The 18,154-nt window shown below is 57.2% G+C and carries 12 protein-coding genes and 1 tRNA gene; 7 read left to right on the top strand and 6 right to left on the bottom strand.

Annotation, left to right across the window (positions count from 1 at the left end):
• Positions 1-8: 8 nt before the first annotated feature.
• Positions 9-83, top strand: a tRNA-Ile gene (locus tag Q0Z93_RS05590).
• A gap of 123 nt (positions 84-206) precedes the next feature.
• Here the strand turns inward: Q0Z93_RS05590 and Q0Z93_RS05595 are convergent.
• On the bottom strand, positions 207-1,058 hold the full coding sequence (locus Q0Z93_RS05595) for a helix-turn-helix domain-containing protein (RefSeq protein WP_298063552.1): 852 nt from the start codon (positions 1,056-1,058) through the stop codon (positions 207-209).
• 156 nt (positions 1,059-1,214) lie between these two features.
• On the opposite strand from Q0Z93_RS05595, the gene Q0Z93_RS05600 reads away from it, so the two are divergent.
• The 4 genes from Q0Z93_RS05600 to Q0Z93_RS05615 all read left to right on the top strand — a co-directional run bounded on the left by Q0Z93_RS05600 (position 1,215) and on the right by Q0Z93_RS05615 (position 8,502).
• On the top strand, positions 1,215-2,387 hold the full coding sequence (locus tag Q0Z93_RS05600; protein WP_298063555.1) for an efflux RND transporter periplasmic adaptor subunit: 1,173 nt from the start codon (positions 1,215-1,217) through the stop codon (positions 2,385-2,387).
• 3 nt (positions 2,388-2,390) lie between these two features.
• Positions 2,391-5,591: an efflux RND transporter permease subunit gene (locus Q0Z93_RS05605; protein ID WP_298063557.1), complete on the top strand. Its 3,201-nt coding sequence runs from the start codon at positions 2,391-2,393 to the stop codon at positions 5,589-5,591.
• 34 nt (positions 5,592-5,625) lie between these two features.
• A complete protein-coding gene (locus Q0Z93_RS05610) occupies positions 5,626-6,990 on the top strand; it encodes a TolC family protein (RefSeq protein ID WP_298063559.1) in 1,365 nt (454 codons plus the stop codon).
• Between the two features lie 135 nt (positions 6,991-7,125).
• On the top strand, positions 7,126-8,502 hold the full coding sequence (locus Q0Z93_RS05615) for an alpha/beta fold hydrolase (protein WP_298063561.1): 1,377 nt from the start codon (positions 7,126-7,128) through the stop codon (positions 8,500-8,502).
• A 422-nt stretch (positions 8,503-8,924) separates the two neighbouring features.
• Here Q0Z93_RS05615 and Q0Z93_RS05620 read toward each other — a convergent pair whose 3' ends face one another.
• The 4 genes from Q0Z93_RS05620 to Q0Z93_RS05635 form a co-directional block, all read right to left on the bottom strand.
• Entirely contained in the window at positions 8,925-10,196 is a 1,272-nt protein-coding gene (locus tag Q0Z93_RS05620; protein WP_298063563.1) for an MFS transporter, read from the bottom strand.
• 201 nt (positions 10,197-10,397) lie between these two features.
• Positions 10,398-11,177 carry a radical SAM protein gene (locus Q0Z93_RS05625; protein WP_298063565.1) on the bottom strand — a complete coding sequence of 260 codons (780 nt, stop codon included), beginning with the start codon at positions 11,175-11,177 and terminating at the stop codon, positions 10,398-10,400.
• 1,778 nt (positions 11,178-12,955) lie between these two features.
• Complete coding sequence (murF, locus tag Q0Z93_RS05630; protein WP_298063568.1) at positions 12,956-14,329, bottom strand: UDP-N-acetylmuramoyl-tripeptide--D-alanyl-D-alanine ligase; 1,374 nt, start codon at positions 14,327-14,329, stop codon at positions 12,956-12,958.
• A complete protein-coding gene (locus tag Q0Z93_RS05635; protein ID WP_298063571.1) occupies positions 14,322-15,428 on the bottom strand; it encodes a mannose-1-phosphate guanylyltransferase in 1,107 nt (368 codons plus the stop codon). Before Q0Z93_RS05635 ends, murF begins: the two co-directional genes overlap by 8 nt.
• 422 nt (positions 15,429-15,850) lie before the next feature.
• On the opposite strand from Q0Z93_RS05635, the gene Q0Z93_RS05640 reads away from it, so the two are divergent.
• Positions 15,851-16,594, top strand: coding sequence for an ABC transporter permease (locus tag Q0Z93_RS05640; protein WP_298063573.1), 744 nt, complete (start codon positions 15,851-15,853; stop codon positions 16,592-16,594).
• Positions 16,594-17,355 (top strand): ATP-binding cassette domain-containing protein, encoded by a 762-nt coding sequence (locus Q0Z93_RS05645; protein WP_298063575.1) that lies wholly within the window; start codon positions 16,594-16,596, stop codon positions 17,353-17,355. Before Q0Z93_RS05640 ends, Q0Z93_RS05645 begins: the two co-directional genes overlap by 1 nt.
• 8 nt (positions 17,356-17,363) lie before the next feature.
• Here the strand turns inward: Q0Z93_RS05645 and rnhA are convergent, their stop codons facing one another.
• Positions 17,364-17,846 carry a ribonuclease HI gene (gene rnhA, locus Q0Z93_RS05650; RefSeq protein ID WP_298063576.1) on the bottom strand — a complete coding sequence of 161 codons (483 nt, stop codon included), beginning with the start codon at positions 17,844-17,846 and terminating at the stop codon, positions 17,364-17,366.
• Positions 17,847-18,154: the final 308 nt, after the last annotated feature.

The raw sequence follows: 18,154 nt of genomic DNA on the forward strand, positions 1-18,154 counted from the left end.
GACGAGAGGGGCCTATAGCTCAGTTGGTTAGTAGCACCTGACTCATAATCAGGGGGTCGCTGGTTCAAGCCCAGCTGGGCCCACCCGGAAAACGATGCGCTTGCGATTCTCCCGCAAGCGCATCGTTTCGTTTGGCGAGACACGACGCGGCCCGGACGCCGCGAATCGCGCGTCGGAACCTAAGGAATCATCGCCTCCCCCCTTTTTCACTCTTTCTGATAGAGGCCTGCCCGGTACTCTTTCGGCGAGACGCCCTCGTGCCGCTTGAAATACCGCCCCATGTAAGACTGGTCGGGAAAGCGGAGCCGATCCGAAATCTCCTGAATAGTGAGTTCGGTCGATTGCAGCAGCACCTTGATCTCCAACACCGCGAATTTGTCGATGATCATTTTGGCCGAAGCGCCGCTCACGCGGCGGCAGACGGAGGTCAGGTACTTGGTCGATATGCACAATTTGCCCGCATAGAACGCCACCTCGCGCTCGGACGAGATATATTCGTGCACCAGCGTCATGAATTTTCGGAGCAGCTCCTCCTGCCGGTTTCCGCCCTCGATCTGCTGGCGGCCGGCGAAGCGGTAGGACTTGTCGTATATCTCCAGCAAAAGGCAGCGAAGCAGATTCTTGGCGATCTGGGCCCGGTAACGGTTCTGGGTGTCTGCAAAGAGGGTCGATGCGGTCTGTATGATGTTTTCCAGCACCGTTTCGTTCTCGTCCGGCAAGGTGTTGCACGGGTATTCTTTCAGGTAGCCGAAAACGCCGAGATTTATCCGAAAAGAGGCCTCGTGGAACATGACGTTCGGGAAGCCGAAAACCGAGATCGTGCAATCTTCGCTGATGCGGTCGATCCGGAAAATCGACCCCGGCAGCAGCATCACCACAGTCTTCGGAACGATTTCATAGTCTTTCAGGTCGATATTCATGCGGGCCGTCCCCTGCCGGCAGATGAATACGGCCCCGCCCTTCGGTTTCCACAGCCGGTTAGTCGTATGCGTCAGGGTGTAAGTCCCGGCGATAAAATTCTTTGGCAATAAAACCTGTTCCGAATCGTTGTGTGTCATAGCTTTTCATTGGATCGAACTGCAAAAATAGCGATTCCGGCGACTTTGGCAGTCGAAGCTGTTCCGAAAATGAACAGAACTGTATCGTCCCCGAATAGTTTCCGGAAACTTGAAAATACATATATTTGTACTCTAAAATCCAAACAGGTAACGAAAATGAGCAAAATGTTAAGCAAGATGAAGCCGGCGGGACTGTTGGCGGTCTGCTGTCTGGCCGCCGCAGGCTGCCAAGAGGCTCCTACGGTTCAAACGGGGGCGGCGGAATATGAAATGATCACGGTGGAGCCGACCGACCGGACGCTCTCGAGCACTTACTCGGCGACGATCCGCGGACGACAAGATATCGACATCTATCCGCAGGTGGGTGGAACGCTGACTCAGGTATGCGTGACCGAAGGGCAGCGGGTGAAAAAAGGACAGTCGCTGTTCATTATCGACCAGGTGCCTTATCAGGCGGCTTTGCAGACGGCCACGGCCAATGTGAAGGCGGCTGAGGCGGCTCTGGCTACGGCCCGGCTGACCTATGAAAGCAGACAGGAACTGTATCGGCAAAATGTGGTGTCGGAATTCGACCTGAACACGGCGAAAAACTCGCTACTGGCGGCAGAAGCGCAGCTGGCACAGGCCAAGGCGCAGGAGGTCAATGCACGGAACAACCTCTCGTACACCGTGGTGAAAAGTCCGTCGGACGGCGTGGTCGGTACCCTGCCTTACCGGGTGGGGGCGTTGGTGGGCGCCAACCTGCCGCAGCCGCTGACCACCGTGTCGGACAATTCAAACATGTACGTTTACTTCTCGATGAACGAAAGCCAGCTGCTGAATCTGATCCGGCAGTACGGCTCGAAAGACGCGGTGTTGAAACAGATGCTGCCGATCGACCTGATTTTGAGCGACCGGTCGCAATATGCACAGAAGGGGAAAATCGAGACGATCAGCGGCGTGATCGACCGCTCGACCGGGACGGTGAGCCTGCGGGCGGTGTTCCCGAACGAAAACGGACTGCTGCACAGCGGCGGTACGGGCAATGTGGTGCTTCCGGTCGAAAAGAGCGGCGCGCTGGTGATCCCGCAGTCGGCTACGTTCGAGATTCAGGACAAACGCTTCGTCTATAAAGCGGTGGACGGCAAAGCGGTGTCGGTGCCGGTGCAGGTGACCCGCGTGAACGGAGGCAAGGAATTCATCGTGGACGAAGGGCTGGCGGCCGGCGACGTGATCGTGGCCGAAGGCGTGGGGCTGCTCAGGGAAGGGATGCCGGTCGCGCCGAAAACGGCTTCGGCTGCTCCGGCAGATCAGGCACCCGCTGCGGATAATCAAACCAAGGAGGACTAATTCATGAATCTGAGACATTTTATAGAACGCCCCGTCTTCTCGACGGTTATCTCCATCACGATCGTTGTGGTGGGGATCATCGGGTTGTTCACCCTGCCGGTCGAACAGTACCCGGACATTGCGCCGCCGACGATTGAGGTGAGCGCGACCTACTTCGGGGCCAGTGCGGAAACGCTGCAAAAGAGTGTGGTGGCGCCGTTGGAAGAGGCTATCAACGGGGTGGAAGATATGACCTACATGACCTCGACCGCGTCGAATGCGGGGTCGGTGTCGATTACCGTCTATTTCAAGCAGGGGGTCGATCCGGACATGGCGGCGGTCAATGTCCAGAACCGCGTGGCGCGGGCCACGGGACAGCTGCCGGCCGAGGTGACCCAAGTCGGGGTGACCACTTTCAAACGGCAGACCAGTATCCTGCAGATGTTCGCCTTGTACAGCCCGGACAATTCGTATGACGAAACATTCCTGGCCAATTACCTGAACATCAACTTGAAACCGGAAATCCTGCGTATTACCGGGGTCGGGGACCTGATGGTGCTGGGGGACAACTACAGCATGCGCATCTGGATGAAACCGGACATCATGGCGCAATACAACCTGATTCCGTCGGATGTGTCGCAGGTATTGGCCGAACAGAACATCGAGTCGGCCACCGGATCGTTCGGGGAAAACTCGGACGAGACCTATCAATACACGATGAAGTACCGCGGGCGGTTGATTACTCCGGAAGAGTTCGGCGAAATCGTCATCCGCTCGACTGACGACGGCGAGGTGCTGAAACTCAAGGACATTGCCGATATTGAGCTCGGGCAGGAAAGCTACGCTTACAGCGGGCGGATGAACGGGCATCCGGGGATTGCATGTATGGTGTTCCAGACCGCGGGGTCGAATGCGACGGAGGTCAATCAGCAAATCGACCGATTCCTGGCAGAAGCTTCCAAGAGCTTTCCGAAAGGGGTGGAAGAAACCCAGCTCATGAGCTCCAACGACTTCCTCTTCGCCTCGATCCACGAAGTGATCAAGACATTGATCGAAGCCATTATCTTGGTCATTCTGGTGGTGTACGTCTTCTTGCAGGACTTGCGGTCCACCTTGATCCCGCTGGTGGGGATCATCGTTTCGCTGATCGGTACGTTCGCCTTCATGTCGTTAGTGGGATTCAGCATCAACCTGATCACGCTGTTCGCCTTGGTGCTGGTGATCGGGACGGTGGTGGACGACGCCATCATCGTGGTCGAAGCGGTGCAGGCCAGATTCGATGTGGGGTACCGGTCGCCGTATATGGCCAGCATAGATGCCATGAAAGGGATTAGCGGAGCGGTGGTTACCTCGTCGCTGGTCTTCATGGCGGTGTTCATTCCGGTGTCGTTCATGAGCGGAACTTCGGGGACGTTCTACACCCAGTTCGGGCTGACCATGGCGGTGGCGGTGGGGATCTCCGCGATCAATGCCTTGACGTTGAGTCCGGCGCTGTGCGCCTTGTTGCTGAAACCGTACATGAACGAGGACGGGACGCAGAAGAATAACTTCGCGGCACGGTTCCGGAAATCTTTCAATATCGCTTTCGACAAAATCAGTGAGAAATACAAGAAAATCGTACTGGTCTTCATCAAACACCGCTGGCTGACCTGGGGACTGCTCGTTTGCTCGGTCGTTCTGCTCGTATTCCTGATGGGGAGCACCAAGACCAGCCTCGTGCCGCAGGAAGACCAAGGGGTGGTGATGGTCGATGTCAGTGTGGCTCCGGGGAGCTCGCTGCGGACGACGAACGAAATCATGTTAGAGGTCGAATCGCGGCTGCAGTCGATCCCGCAGATCCGGAATTTGCAGGTGGTGTCGGGTTACGGGTTGATTTCCGGAGAGGGGAGTTCATTCGGGATGGTGATCGTCAAACTGAAACCGTGGGACGAACGGCCGGAAGACTCCGATGCGGTCGATGCAGTGATCGGGCAGATCTATGCCCGGACTGCGGATATTAAGGATGCACAGATTTTCGCCATGTCGCCGGGGATGATCCCGGGATACGGGATGGGGAACTCCCTCGACCTCCAGATGCAGGACAAGATGGGGGGGGACATCAACACCTTCTTCGCGACGGTGCAGCAGTTCCTCGGGGTGCTCAACCAGCGGCCGGAGATCGCGATGGCATACTCCACGTTCGACGTGCGCTATCCGCAGTGGATGGTGGATGTCGATGCCGCCAAGTGCAAACGGGCGGGAATTACGCCGAATGCGGTGCTCTCGACCTTGTCGGGATACTATGGGGGACAGTACGTGTCGAACTTCAACCGATTCTCGCGGGTATACCGTGTGATGATCCAAGCCGATCCGGAACACCGGTTGAACGAAGAGTCGCTCAACAACACCTTCGTGCGGATGGCGAACGGCGAGATGGCGCCGCTGAGCCAGTTCGTGACGCTGACGCGGGTTTACGGGTCGGAAACCTTGAGCCGGTTCAACATGTACAACTCCATAGCCGTGAGCGCGATGCCGGCCGAAGGATACAGTACCGGGGACGCGATCCGGGCGGTCGAAGAGACCGCTGCGGCGGCGCTGCCGATCGGATACGGCTATGACTTCGGGGGGATCACGCGCGAAGAAAGCCAGCAGAGCGGACAGACCGGGATTATCTTCGGCATTTGCTTCCTGATGGTCTACCTGATTCTGTGTGCACTGTACGAAAGCTTCGTCGTGCCGTTCGCGGTCTTGCTTTCCGTGCCGTGCGGGCTGATGGGGACTTTCCTCTTTGCCAAGATCATGGGCTTGGAAAACAACATCTACCTGCAGACCGGGTTGATCATGTTGATCGGGTTGATCGCGAAGACGGCGATCCTCTTGACAGAGTACGCCACCGAACGGCGGCTGGCGGGGATGAGCCTGACCGCTGCGGCGGTGAGCGCGGCCAAGGCGCGTCTGCGGCCGATCTTGATGACCGCCTTGACCATGATTTTCGGGATGCTGCCTCTGATGGCGGCGACCGGTGTGGGGGCCAACGGGAACCGCTCGTTAGGTAGCGGCGTCGTCGGCGGGATGGTGATCGGGACGCTCGCCATGCTCTTCGTCGTACCGTCGCTGTTCATCGCATTCCAGTGGCTGCAGGAAAAGATCAAACCCATTCAGACCGAGCCGACCGACGACTGGGAAATTCAGGAAGAGATGGAAAAGACCCAAAAAGAGTTGCGCGATGCCGGTATCGAAGAGTAAGGCCGGAGTTTTCAAACCCATGAAGATTGGAAGTATGAAGAAAATTGTTCTGATGTCGGCAGCTGCGCTCACCTTGAGCAGCTGCGGCATCTATAAAAAATACCAACCCGCCACCTCGGTTCCGGAGGGACTTTACGGCAGCGAATTGTCCGAAACCGGCGATACGGCCAGCTTCGGGAACCTGTCGTGGAGGGAGGTTTTCACCGATCCGTATCTCCAGAGACTGATCGACACCGCGCTGGTGCGGAACACGGACATGCAGACCGCACATCTGAAAGTGCAGGAAGCGGAGGCGACACTGCTTTCCGCACGGCTCTCCTACCTGCCGTCGCTGAACTTCACCCCGCAGGGAACCGTCAGCAGTTTCGACACCAAGAAAGCCGTGCAGACTTATTCGGTGCCGGTGGCGGCCAGCTGGGAGATCGACATCTTCGGCAAGCTCACCAACGCCAAACGGCAGGCGCGAGTAGGATACGAGCAGACCAAAGAGTACGCGCAGGCGGTCAAGACACAGCTGGTGGCGGGCGTGGCCAATACCTACTATACGCTGCTGATGCTCGATGCGCAGTACGAGATCGCGACAGAGACGGAACAAGTCTGGAAAGCGAGCGTCGACGCCACCCGGGCCATGAAGAACGCCGGGATGGTGACCGAAGCGGCTTTGGCACAGACCGAAGCCACTTACTACGGAATCCGGACTACGGTGCTCGACCTGAAAGAGCAGATCAACCAGGCGCAGAACAGCCTTTGTCTGCTGCTGGCCGATGTGCCGCATCCTATCGAGCGGGGCAAATTAGGCGGACAGCAGCTGCCCGAAAGTTTCTCGGCGGGGGTGCCGATCCAGATGCTCTCGAACCGGCCGGATGTGCGGGCGGCGGAACTGTCGTTGGCACGGAGTTTCTACGGAACCAATGCAGCGCGGGCGGCATTCTATCCGACCATTACACTGAGCGGGAGTGCGGGGTGGACGAATAGCGCCGGGGGGATGATCGTCAATCCGGGGAAATTCCTGGCTTCGGCAGTGGCATCGCTGACGCAGCCGCTCTTCAACCGGGCGGCGAATATCGCCCAGCTGCGGATTGCGAAGGCACAGCAGGAGGAGGCACGCTTGAGCTTCGAGCAGACTTTGCTGAATGCGGGCGTGGAGGTCAATGAAGCGATTGAGCAGTACCAGACGGCGCGGAACAAAGCGACGCTCTATGAACAGCAGGTGGCATCGCTGGAGACGGCGACGCGGAGTACGCAACTCTTGATGAAGCATGGCAATACGACCTACCTCGAAGTGCTGACGGCGCAGCAGACGCTGTTGAGTGCGCAGCTGACGCAGGTGGCCAATCGCTTTGCGGAGATACAGGGCGTGATCACGCTCTATCACGCTCTGGGCGGAGGCAGGATGTAGCAGCGCCGAGAGACGACGTGAATGATAACGGGCCGGGCAGGTAATCTTCACCTGCCCGGCTTTTTTATTCCGCGCGCCGGGTACATGCCGGGGGTACGCAGGAGTTGCTTATCTTTACGTCAAAACATCGCCGTTATGAAAAAAGCGTTCGGTATTCTTTTGGGCCTTTGGGCGGTTTCCGCCTCCGCTCAAAACGTCGGGGGGAACTGGGGCGGGAAACTGAAAATCCCGAGCGGAGAATTGCAGATCGTCCTGCACGTGGCAGAGTCCGACACGGGCTATACCGTAACGTTGGACAGTCCCGACCAGAGAGCATTCGGTCTCCGCGCATCGTCCGTCGAATACCGGAAACCGGAATTGTCCGTGAAATGGGACAGGCTGAAAGCCGCTTTTACCGGGAAGATCGAAGGCGACAGCCTGAAAGGGATTTTCGTGCAGGGGATGTTGCCGCTCGCTTTGAATCTGGTACGGGGCGACTTCGCCTTGCGGCGGCCGCAGGAGCCGAAACCGCCGTTTCCCTACCGATCCGAGGAAATAAGCGTTTACAATAGCCGGGATTCCGTGACGCTGGCCGGGACGCTTACTTTGCCGGAAGGCCGGGGGCCTTTTCCAGCGGTCGTGCTGGTGACCGGCAGCGGGCCTCAGAATCGGGATGAGGAGTTGATGGGGCATAAGCCGTTTGCGGTGATCGCCGATTACCTGACGCGGCGGGGGATTGCGGTGCTGCGGTACGACGACCGGGGCGTGGGGCAATCGACAGGAAATTTTGCAGCGGCTACCAGTGCGGATTTTACACAGGATGCCTTGGCAGCGTTCGATTACCTGCTGACGCGGCCCGAGGTGTCGCGCAAAAAAATCGGTATGCTGGGCCATAGTGAAGGGGGAACGGTAGCTTTTATGTGCGCGGCGGCGGATGCTCGGGTGGCTTTCGTGGTTTCGCTGGCGGGGTGCGCACAGCGAGGGGATTCGCTGCTGCTGACACAAAACCGGGCGATCTTTAAGGCTCAGGGAGCGCCGGATTCTTGCGCCAACGCTTACGTGGATGTGCTGCGCGATATTTTCCGCCTGCAGGAGCGCTATCCCTCGGAATACTTGCAGGCCCATCGGGATTCATTGGCCCGAGTGCTTTTCCCGGCAGGGCCGCGCGGCTCGTTACCGGAGCCGATGCGGCAGAATGCGATGACGATTCTGACGGCGCCTCCGGATACATGGCTGCGCTTTTTTCTGCGGAACGACCCGAAACCGTATATCCTGGCGACTTGCTGCCCTGTGCTGGCCCTGAACGGGACAAAGGATATTCAGGTCGATGCGGCAATCAATCTCGGATTGATCGAACGGTATTCCGTCGAATCCGGAAACAAGCGGGTGACCGTCAAAGCCTATGAAGGACTGAACCACCTTTTCCAGCATGCGGAAACAGGTTCTCCGAACGAGTATGCCCGGATCAAGGAGACGATCTCTCCGGAAGTTCTGGAGGATGTAACCGCCTGGATACTGAAAATTACGCGTTAACCGGTGCCGACCGATATTCGTATGGGAAGCCAACAACTGGCCGATCCGCAGTTCAAAGACCCGAGAAAACAGATCGTCTGGGTGGTATGGCTGTCGTCGCGGCGCATCCGGTCGGGATTTTCAGGTTTGAACCGAATGATTATCTTTGCAGCCGTCCGGCGCAGAAGCAGAGGGCCGGGATACGGGATTTTACGAGAACGAGAGATGAAAAAACGGATCACACAAAGCGATTACGTGAAGGCGAACCGCAGGGCGAGCCGACAGGAGGAAATCGCGGCGCACGGTCGTCCGGTCGGGTTCCGGCGCGTGCACGAGTCGAAAAAGAGTTACAACCGTAAAAAAATCAAGGCAGGCCTTAAACGCCTGCCTGATTTTTTATACGTCCGCTTCGTTCCCGGCGGATTTTCCGACCGGGGTGCGGATTACAGCATATTGTCCGTCTTCGGATGCAGGAATTTCAGCTGGATCGCAATGGCAGCGGCGACGATCACGCTCAGCCAGGCGAATCCGGCTCCCAAGTCGCCGCCATCCGTCCACTTGCCCAGTATGTTGGTCACCGCCGCCCCGGCAAACACGCCGATCATATTCATAATCCCGTAAGCGGTAGCCCGGTAGCGGTCGGAAACGAATTGGCAGAGAATCGGCATGTTGTTCGCGTCGAACATCCCGTAGCCCACGCCGAACAGCAGTCCTGCTCCCACAACCCCCACGAGGTTGTGGCTGAACCCTAACAGCAACAGAGAGGGAATAGTCAGCCCTAAGCCGATCGCCCCTGTGTAGACGCGTCCCCGCAAGTTGCGCCGCACCCAGCGATCCGACAAGATGCCGCCCACGATGACCCCGATAAATGAAGATACCGCAATCGTAATGGTGGCAATCGGCCCCGCCTGCGACATCGGTATCCCTAAGCTGTCCGAGAACAGCGTCGGCAGCCAGTTTTTAGTCGCCCACCCCGGCAGGCTCGGCGCGGCGAAGTAGAACAGGATCGCCCAGAATGCCACATTCGAGAACAACAGTCCGAACCCTTTGAACAGCGTTTTGAATTGCCCTCCGCGGCCCGCTTCGCCGGCTGTCATCCGGTTCATCCGCCGCGCGGCGACCGCTTCTTTGTTTTCATGCAGGAACAGCACCAGAATCAACGCATAAGCCATCCCGATGATCCCGAACCAGTGGAAGGTGGTGTGCCACGTAAAAGCCGCCGCTACGGTAGCTCCGAATCCGCCGATGGCCTGTCCGGTATAAAGGCCTGTCATGTGAATCCCCACGGCCAGCGATCGCGAGCGGTCGCGGTGCCAGTCGGCGATCATCGCCAGTCCGGCCGGAATATACAACGCTTCACTAATCCCCATCACGGCGCGCAGGCAATAGAGCTGGTTGAAAGTATTGGCATAGCCCATGCCGTAGGTTACCGCCGACCAGACGAAAAGGCTCGTCACGATCAGCCATTTGCGGCTGATCCGATCGGCCACGGCTCCCGCCACCGGGCTGATCAGCCCGTATATCCATAAAAAGATGGCCATCAGTCGGCCGAAGTTGGCGGCGGACTGCAATTCGGTAATGTCCGCTTCCATCGCGTTTTTCATGGTGGAGAGCATCTGCCTGTCCATGTAGTTGAGCAGGGCCACGCCCCACAGCAGTCCGACTACCACCCACGGATAGATCCGGGAGGCGGTTCGAGTGTCGAGGGTTTTCATAGGCTGTAAGAATTTGGTATTGAATTTCGCCGTTTGTACGGCATTGATGGTTACAAGTAAGTGTTTTGAGATGGTATATATGGTTTGCTGTCGAGGATCGCCCTGTTCTCCTGTTTCGAGGCGGGCGGCGGCCCCTGCCAAAAATCGCAGGATGGACTGTTCGACCATGCGCGCTGTATCGCTCCTCGGTCGCGTTGTAATTTATTTGGCGACGGAAGTAATGATGTCCATATCCAATGCGCGTATACGGGTCGCCACGGCTTCCATCTCTTCGTACGGCACTTTTTCTAAGCCGTCGGCGGGGGTATTCCGGTCGATGGTGTAAAGCATCACTTCCGAAGGGTGTATCTGCCGGATGGCTTCCACATAGGCTTCCACCTCTTCCGGTGTCGTATTGTCTATCCGGTGACCGCCGTAGTCCCCCCTGAGAAACAGGGTCTGCACGACGAGGCATCCCTGGAACGCTTGCAGCAGTTCGATGATCTCGGCTACAGTCCGCGCGTTCCGGGGCTGGTTGATGAGCCGCATGGTGGCGTCGATGGCGGAGTCGAATTTGAGAATATTCCGGTCTACACGCAGCAAGGCTGTTCGCACGGCTTCGCGGTCGATCATGGTGGCATTGCTCAGCACGGCGACTTTCGTATCGGACGCATAACGGTTCCGCAGGTTCAGCGTAGCGTCGACGATCCGGTCGAAGTCGGGGTGCATGGTGGGCTCGCCGTTCCCGGCGAAGGTAATCACATCGGGAAGCTGACTTTCGTCGGCCATGGCTTTCAATTTCGTTTCGAGGGCGGAAACGACTTTCTCATAGGGGTTGAACCCTCCTTTGCCGTGTGCGCCGTTCCATCCGCATTCGCAGTAGATGCAGTTGAAATTGCACAGTTTGGAGTTCGGGGTGAGCAGGTTCACACCGAGCGAGGTGCCGAGCCGCCGGCTGTGGATCGGCCCGACGATGATGCTGTCGAACAAAAAGGTATCCATATTTTGATGAATGTGCGGTTGTCCTGCCGCATCAGCGGTCTGTCCGCCCATGCGGGGAATGAATAATCGTGCTATTTAGGCTCTCGTGTGCGGCGGCTGTTTGTGGCCTGGGGTTTGGCCTGGAGCCTGCGGTGGAGCGCGTGAGCGCGGAGCCAGCGAGGGCGGAACCGAACGCAGAAAGGTTGCAGCCCTTCGCCGGGGGTGGCTCCGGGCTGGCCGCTGACGCGGAGAGTCGGCTGGGTCTGGCCGTATATTCCTGCGCGCTGGCGGGAATCCTGTTCAAAAGCGCAAGCGGCTTTTGAACGATTTCCTGCTCCAGCCGTCGCGCGCGGATGCCGCTCGACACTTGATCCGGGAGCTGGTTCTATCTTAAGGGCGGGCGCGAGGCCGAATACGCAGAACTTTTTATTGTACGGTTTTTATCGTCTCGAGCCGGGTGCCGCTCGGCACTCGAACCGGCGTTTTTTCATTGTCCTCCTGCCGGGCGGGCATTTACTTTCTTGAGTGACCAAGAACCGAGCAGCGTACCAAGAGCAGAGACCGCTTGCGGACTATGCCGAGGCAGCGCGAGGAAGACCACAGGTCAAAGTAAACAAAGAAGTCACCGGGAATGTCGTGTCTACCCCATTCCCAAGAGGGGCTTTCGCGTGCGGAGAAAACTGTTTCCCGGGCCAGCGAGTAAGCCGTTGTGTCTAACGGTGCCCAAGAGGGGTTTTCGGCTGTGATCTCCCGATGACGCCCCGGAGCCATCCCCGGCGGAGGGGCGCAACTCGCCTTGCTCGTTGGTGCGCCTCCGCTGGCTCCGGCCCGACAACAGGTATTTCGGTGAAAGCATAAAAGCCCTTCCGGAAGCGTCGTGTTTTGCCTTGAGGGGGACGCGCAGGACGCGCGGACACCCGACAAGGCGAAACCGGCTGGAGGCAGTTTTCTTTGCTTCATTTCTTTTGCTGCCAAAAGAAATGAAGAGCCCCGCCGGCTGGAGGCGACAAAGAATAAGTGCTCGCCCGGCAGGAGGGCATGCAAAAAAGTTTTTTATAAAGAACAAACGCCCGCCGGTTCGAGGCGATGAAAAAACTATTATTTGCGACCTTGGGTCGCGCGCCCGACGCCGCCCCACGCGGAGGGCGCAACTCGCACAGCTCCTTGCTGCTCCGCCGGCGTCGGATAGTGCCGCTCGACATGCGATCCGGGCTGGAACTATCCGAAATATCCTCCTCGGGCTGCGGCCTTTTTTACAGATCAAAAACAGCTTTTGTCTGCGCGCTGGCGGAAATCCTGTTCAAAAGCGCAAGCTGCTTTTGAACGATTTCCTGCTCCAGCCGTCGCGCGCGGGGCTATTCGGCACGTGAACCGAGCCGCCTTTACCTCAGTTGTCTTTCCTGCGCGCCAGCGAAATTTTATTTCAACAAACTGTCGTTTGTCGAAATGATTTCGCTTTGTAAGGCACGGCGCGCAGGTGCCGCTCGGCACACAATCCGCACCCTTCGGGTGTTTTATTGGTCTGCCGGCAGCAAAATAAACTACCCTAAAGTACGGAACCGCTCTCGGGCCGGGCAGCCGCGCTTAATAAGTCCTCTCAAACTCTAACAAAAGCCCCAACGGGGCCCCGCGGCGGGCTTGCGAAACTGCGTTTCGCTGGAACCAGAGCTACCCCAAACAATTTCCGCACACTGGGAAAAAGGGCTGTATTAACTAAAACCGTGCCCCCAACACCCCCGCCCCGAGAAATTCCTCATGTTCAGCACCCGCGGAAATCCGCACCTTCCCCCTATCGCCACTCAGAGCAACGGGTATAACTTCTCCAGCGCAATCCCCCTCGACCCTTTTACCAAAACACAGGCGTCACGAATCACGACAGCCCCCTTCCGCAACGCCTCCGCCAAAGCATCCGCCGACGGAAATACCCGTATCCCTTCGGACGGTACAGGTATCGCTTCGGAAAACTCCGGCCCCACCAGATAGCATTCCGCTCCACCGCTCCCCGCTACAGCGGCCAGCCGGTCGACAATCGCCCGGTGTTCAGCGGCCGAGAACTCGCCCAGCTCACGCATATCCCCGAGTATCAAGACCTTCCTCCCCCCCGACGGCAAAGCGATAAAATTATCCAGCGCCGCCGCCATACTCGAAGGATTGGCATTATAGGCATCCATATACAGGATGTTCCCCGTCCCGTTTTTCGACTCCGCCACCTGCGAACGGTTGTTATCCGGGTCGTAAGCCGCCACGGTTTCCAGCGCCTGCGGCACGGCTATCCCGAAATACGCCCCCACCGCCAAAGCCGCACTCACATTGGCCAGGTTGTACGCTCCCGCCATATGCGTCGCCACATCTTCTCCGCCTTGTACGGATAAAATCAGTTTACCCCCCCCGCGAACGGTCGAGGCCGCAATTCCCCAGTCCGCTGCCCGATAGCTCACCGCAGCGCCGATCCCCGTTTCAGAAAAGCGTTCGCGGATCATGTCGCTCAGAACAGGATCTTCCGCCGAGTAGATCGCCGTTCCGCCATGCACCGCCAGATAGTCGTACAGCTCCCCTTTCCCCCGCCGCACCCCCTCCGGTCCGCCGAAACCCTCCAGGTGCGCCCGACCCACATTCGTGATCAGGCCGATATCCGGTTGCGCAATTCCGCACAGCGCGGCAATCTCTCCCCCGTGGCTCGCCCCCATTTCGACGATCGCCACGTCGTCCTCAGCGGTCATCGAAAGCAGCGTCAGCGGCACGCCGATATGATTGTTCAGATTCCCCTGCGTACACGCCACCCGGTATTTGAGCCGCAACACCCGCGCAATCAGCTCCTTGGTCGTGGTCTTCCCGTTGCTCCCCGTCAGCGCGAGCACCGGCAGCCCCAGCATGTCCCGATGGTGTGCCGCCAGCTCCTGCAACGCCGCTATCGTATCTTTGACCACAATATATTTCGCCGCCTCGTCCGAATCCGCCCGCACCCCTTTCGGCAATCTGCCGTGTACGACTGCCGCCACCGCCCCGTCCGCCACCGCCTGCACGGCATAGTCGTTTCCGTCGAAACGTTCGCCCGGCAAGGCGAAAAAGACCGGTCCCACTCCGTCATGTTCCGCCGCCAGCGTGGCGACGGCCCGGCTGTCCGTGGTCACCCGACCGCCATTTTCGCAATAAAGCTCGTAGAGCTTAGACAAATTCTTCCCCAAACCGGTATTTGACATCTTCCACGTAATTTCGGATATTCTGTTCGTTTTCCCTGCGGCAGATCAGCAGTGTATTGTCTTTCTCGATCACCAAATAATCTTTCAAGCCTTCGACCACCGCCACTTTCCCCCGGGGAATATTGACCACGGTGCCCTGAGTGTCGTAGGCCAGCACGCGGCCGTCTCCGCCGAGCACGTTTCCCTGTTCGTCACGGGCGGCATGCTGGTAGAGCGATCCCCAGGTGCCGATGTCGCTCCATCCGAAGTCGCCGCAGCGCACATAGACGTCGGGCGATTTTTCCATAATGCCGTAGTCGATCGAGATATTTTCGCACGAAGGGTAGATGGCGTCGACGAACGATTGTTCGGAGGCTGTCCCGTAATCTCCGGCCCCGGATGCGAAACGGGCGTTCATCTCCGGCAGATAGCGGCCGAACGCTTTCAGTATCCCGGCCACCGACCAGATAAAGATGCCTGAGTTCCAGAAAAATTCGCCGCTTTCGACAAATACTTTCGCCATTTCGAGGTTTGGCTTTTCGGTAAAGGTTTTCACTTTGGCGATAGGTGTCCCGTCCGTTTCCGCATGCGGTGCGGTGTCGATCTGGATGTAGCCGTATCCGGTCTCGGGCCGCGACGGCCGGATCCCGATGGTCATCAGTTTCTCGCTGCCGTCCACGAAGTCCAGCCCTTCGCGCACGATCTGTTGAAATTCGGCTTCGCCGGTAATCAGGTGGTCGGACGGGGCGACGATCATGTTCGCCTGCGGATTGCGGGCGGCGATCCGATAGGCGGCATAAGCGATACAAGGCGCCGTATTCCTCCGCACGGGCTCGGGGAGCACTTGTTCGGGCTGCAGTTCAGGCAGGTGTTCCAGTACGAGGTCTTTATTAAGTTCACTGGTGACTACCAGGATATTCTCGGTCGGCACCACGGGCAAAAACCGCTCGAGGGTGCTGCGGATAAAGCTTTTGCCGGTACCAAGCACGTCAAGAAATTGTTTGGGCAGGCGGTTCCTGCTGAGGGGCCAAAAACGGCTGCCGATCCCGCCGGCCATTATCACGCAGTAGTTGTTCTGTGGGGTCTTTTCCATTGATTTCTTTATTATCTCTCAAAGATAAGGCTTAATTTCCATACGGCATATCCTTTGCTCCTTTTTCATTACCTTTGTTTTCAATCGTTCGTTATTCTCTGCCTTAATTGGAGGCAACTGTCGCTTTCTTGAAAGAAAGCGACGCAAAGAACTTTTGAGATAGCTGCGCTACTCCTTAGGCTCCGCAGTCCTTTGGCATTGCGTTTGGTTCGGGGCGCGGGAAGCGGGCCGATTAGGTATTGAACCTCATCATATCGGCCCGATTCCCCGCACCCCGACAAATCAAAGACAAGGGTATCCGGCAGGCTCAAGAGATGCGTTAGCATCTCAGAAAGTTTTTCTGGTTCTCTTTGTTCACAAAGAGAACAGTTCCCTCAAACATAAGGCAGTGAACAAAACGAACGATTAAAAAAGAGAGCGATATGAGTATATTCAAAGAGACAGGTGGATATTTGATGTTAATGAAGAAAGTGTTTTCGCGGCCCGAGAAATTTTCGATATACCGCAAGCGCACCTTCTTCGAGATGGAAGCCATCGGCCTCAACTCCATCGGCATCGTCGCCATCATCTCCATATTTATGGGCGCCGTAGTCGTCATACAGATGGCCAACAACCTCGAAAGCCCCTTCATACCCAAGATGATGATCGGGTACGCCACCCGCGAGTCGCTGGTGCTCGAATTCAGCTCCACCATCGTCGCCTTGATCCTGGCCGGGAAAGTCGGATCGAATATCGCATCCGAGATCGGCACCATGCGCATCACCGAGCAGATCGACGCATTAGAGATCATGGGCGTCAACTCCGCCAGCTACCTCATACTGCCGAAAGTAGTGGCATCGGCCTTTTTCTTTCCGCTGCTGACCATTATGAGCATGGTGATCGGCGTGATCGGCGGCTACGCCGTGGTGCAGATCACCCAAATCTTTCCGCCGTTTGAATACGTTTCCGGGATACGTTACGCCGTCAACACATTCTACATCGTCTATTCCATTATCAAAGCCTGCGTATTCGGCATCACGATCTCGACCATCTCGGCCTACTACGGCTACTACGCCAAAGGCAACTCGCTCGAAGTGGGCCGCTCCAGCACCAAAGCCGTCGTGGTCAGCAGCATCGTGATCCTGATACTCGACCTGATACTCACCCAAATCATGCTGATCGACTGATGATACAAGCCATCGACGTTTGCAAATCATTCGAGGACGGGCGATTAGTTCTCGACCACATTACAGCCACCTTCCAGCCGGGCAAGACCAACCTGATCATCGGCCAGAGCGGATCGGGCAAGACCGTGCTGCTCAAATGTCTGGTCGGTCTCCACCACATCGACAGCGGACAGATTCTGTACGACGACCTCTGCTTCAGCGGCGCACCGCTCGAAGTCAAACGCGAGATACGGCAGAAATTAGGGATGATCTTCCAGGGCGGGGCGTTGTTAGACTCTTCGACCGTATTGGAAAACGTGATGTTCCCGCTGGATCTGTTCACCGAAATGTCGCAAAGCGAAAAGGAAGACCGGGCGAATTTCTGCCTCCAGCGGGTCAATCTGACCAATGCCCACCATCTCTACCCGTCGGAGCTCAGCGGGGGGATGATCAAGCGTGTGGCCATTGCGCGAGCGATCGTGATGAACCCGCAATACCTGTTCTGCGACGAACCGAACTCGGGTCTGGATCCGAAAACCTCGGTGGTCATCGACAACCTGATTCAGGAAATCACGCAGGAATACAGTATTACGACGATCATCAATACACACGACATGAACTCCGTGATGGAGATCGGCGACACGATCATCTTTATCTACGAGGGCAAGAAGTGGTGGGAAGGGACTAAGGACGACATCTTAGATACGGACAACAAGGAGTTGGCGGATTTCGTTTTCGCGTCGGCGATGGCCAAGAAGGTCAGGGTTTGCCAGGGAAGATAGTTGTATCGTTACAGAGACAGGCCGGATACAGCCTCTTCGGACTTGTAGCCGATGTCCTCCAGCAAGTTTTCGCTGCGCGCGGCGGTGGTGGCCAGCAGATCGCACCGCTCGTTCTCGATGTTGTTGTTGTGTCCTTTGATCCAGATGAATCGCACGTCGTGACGGCCGAATACGCGCATGAACCGGCGCCAGAGGTCGGCGTTCTTCTTTCTGGCGAATCCTTTCCGCATCCAACTGTAGATCCATCCTTTCTGCACGGAGTCGATCACGTATTTGGAGTCGGAGTAGATGGTCACGCGAAGTCCGTCGCGCTTGAGGGCTTCGAGGCCGGTGATTACGGCGAGCAGTTCCATCCGGTTATTGGTGGTGAGGCGGTATCCTTCGGAGATTTCGCGACGGTGGGGGCCGGCGAGCAGCACGACGCCGAATCCGCCGGGGCCGGGATTGCCGAGCGATGAACCGTCGGTGTATATGGTGACTTGGTTGTCCATATGTGCGGTGCAAAGGTAGGATATTTTTCTTTTTCGATGTTTACTGCCCCCTCTCCACAAACGGGGAACGCCCTCGACCCGGAAAATATCCTTATATTTGTTTGTTTAATCACTACCCTATGTTTGCGGGAACTGTTCTCTTTGTGAACAAAGAGAACCAGAAAAACTTTTTGAGATGCTAACGCATCTCTTGAGCCTGCCGGGTACCCTTGTCTTCGATTCTTTTGGGGGGTGAGCAATAGCGGGCACTTAGGTAAATAACGCTTTATGCCCGCTATTGCCACGCCCCAAAGAAAACGCAATGCAAG

The sequence above is a fragment of the uncultured Rikenella sp. genome, from assembly GCF_947628055.1.
GTDB lineage: Bacteria > Bacteroidota > Bacteroidia > Bacteroidales > Rikenellaceae > Rikenella.

What these genes read in the sequence shown, in the direction of transcription:
- Q0Z93_RS05645 (WP_298063575.1), top strand. Translation starts at nt 16,594, where the DNA reads ATGATACAAGCCATCGACGTTTGCAAATCATTCGAGGACGGGCGATTA.
- Q0Z93_RS05600 (WP_298063555.1), top strand. Translation starts at nt 1,215, where the DNA reads ATGAGCAAAATGTTAAGCAAGATGAAGCCGGCGGGACTGTTGGCGGTC.
- Q0Z93_RS05595 (WP_298063552.1), bottom strand. Translation starts at nt 1,058, where the DNA reads ATGACACACAACGATTCGGAACAGGTTTTATTGCCAAAGAATTTTATC.
- Q0Z93_RS05625 (WP_298063565.1), bottom strand. Translation starts at nt 11,177, where the DNA reads ATGGATACCTTTTTGTTCGACAGCATCATCGTCGGGCCGATCCACAGC.
- Q0Z93_RS05615 (WP_298063561.1), top strand. Translation starts at nt 7,126, where the DNA reads ATGAAAAAAGCGTTCGGTATTCTTTTGGGCCTTTGGGCGGTTTCCGCC.
- Q0Z93_RS05605 (WP_298063557.1), top strand. Translation starts at nt 2,391, where the DNA reads ATGAATCTGAGACATTTTATAGAACGCCCCGTCTTCTCGACGGTTATC.
- Q0Z93_RS05610 (WP_298063559.1), top strand. Translation starts at nt 5,626, where the DNA reads ATGAAGAAAATTGTTCTGATGTCGGCAGCTGCGCTCACCTTGAGCAGC.
- Q0Z93_RS05620 (WP_298063563.1), bottom strand. Translation starts at nt 10,196, where the DNA reads ATGAAAACCCTCGACACTCGAACCGCCTCCCGGATCTATCCGTGGGTG.
- rnhA (WP_298063576.1), bottom strand. Translation starts at nt 17,846, where the DNA reads ATGGACAACCAAGTCACCATATACACCGACGGTTCATCGCTCGGCAAT.
- Q0Z93_RS05640 (WP_298063573.1), top strand. Translation starts at nt 15,851, where the DNA reads ATGAGTATATTCAAAGAGACAGGTGGATATTTGATGTTAATGAAGAAA.
- Q0Z93_RS05635 (WP_298063571.1), bottom strand. Translation starts at nt 15,428, where the DNA reads ATGGAAAAGACCCCACAGAACAACTACTGCGTGATAATGGCCGGCGGG.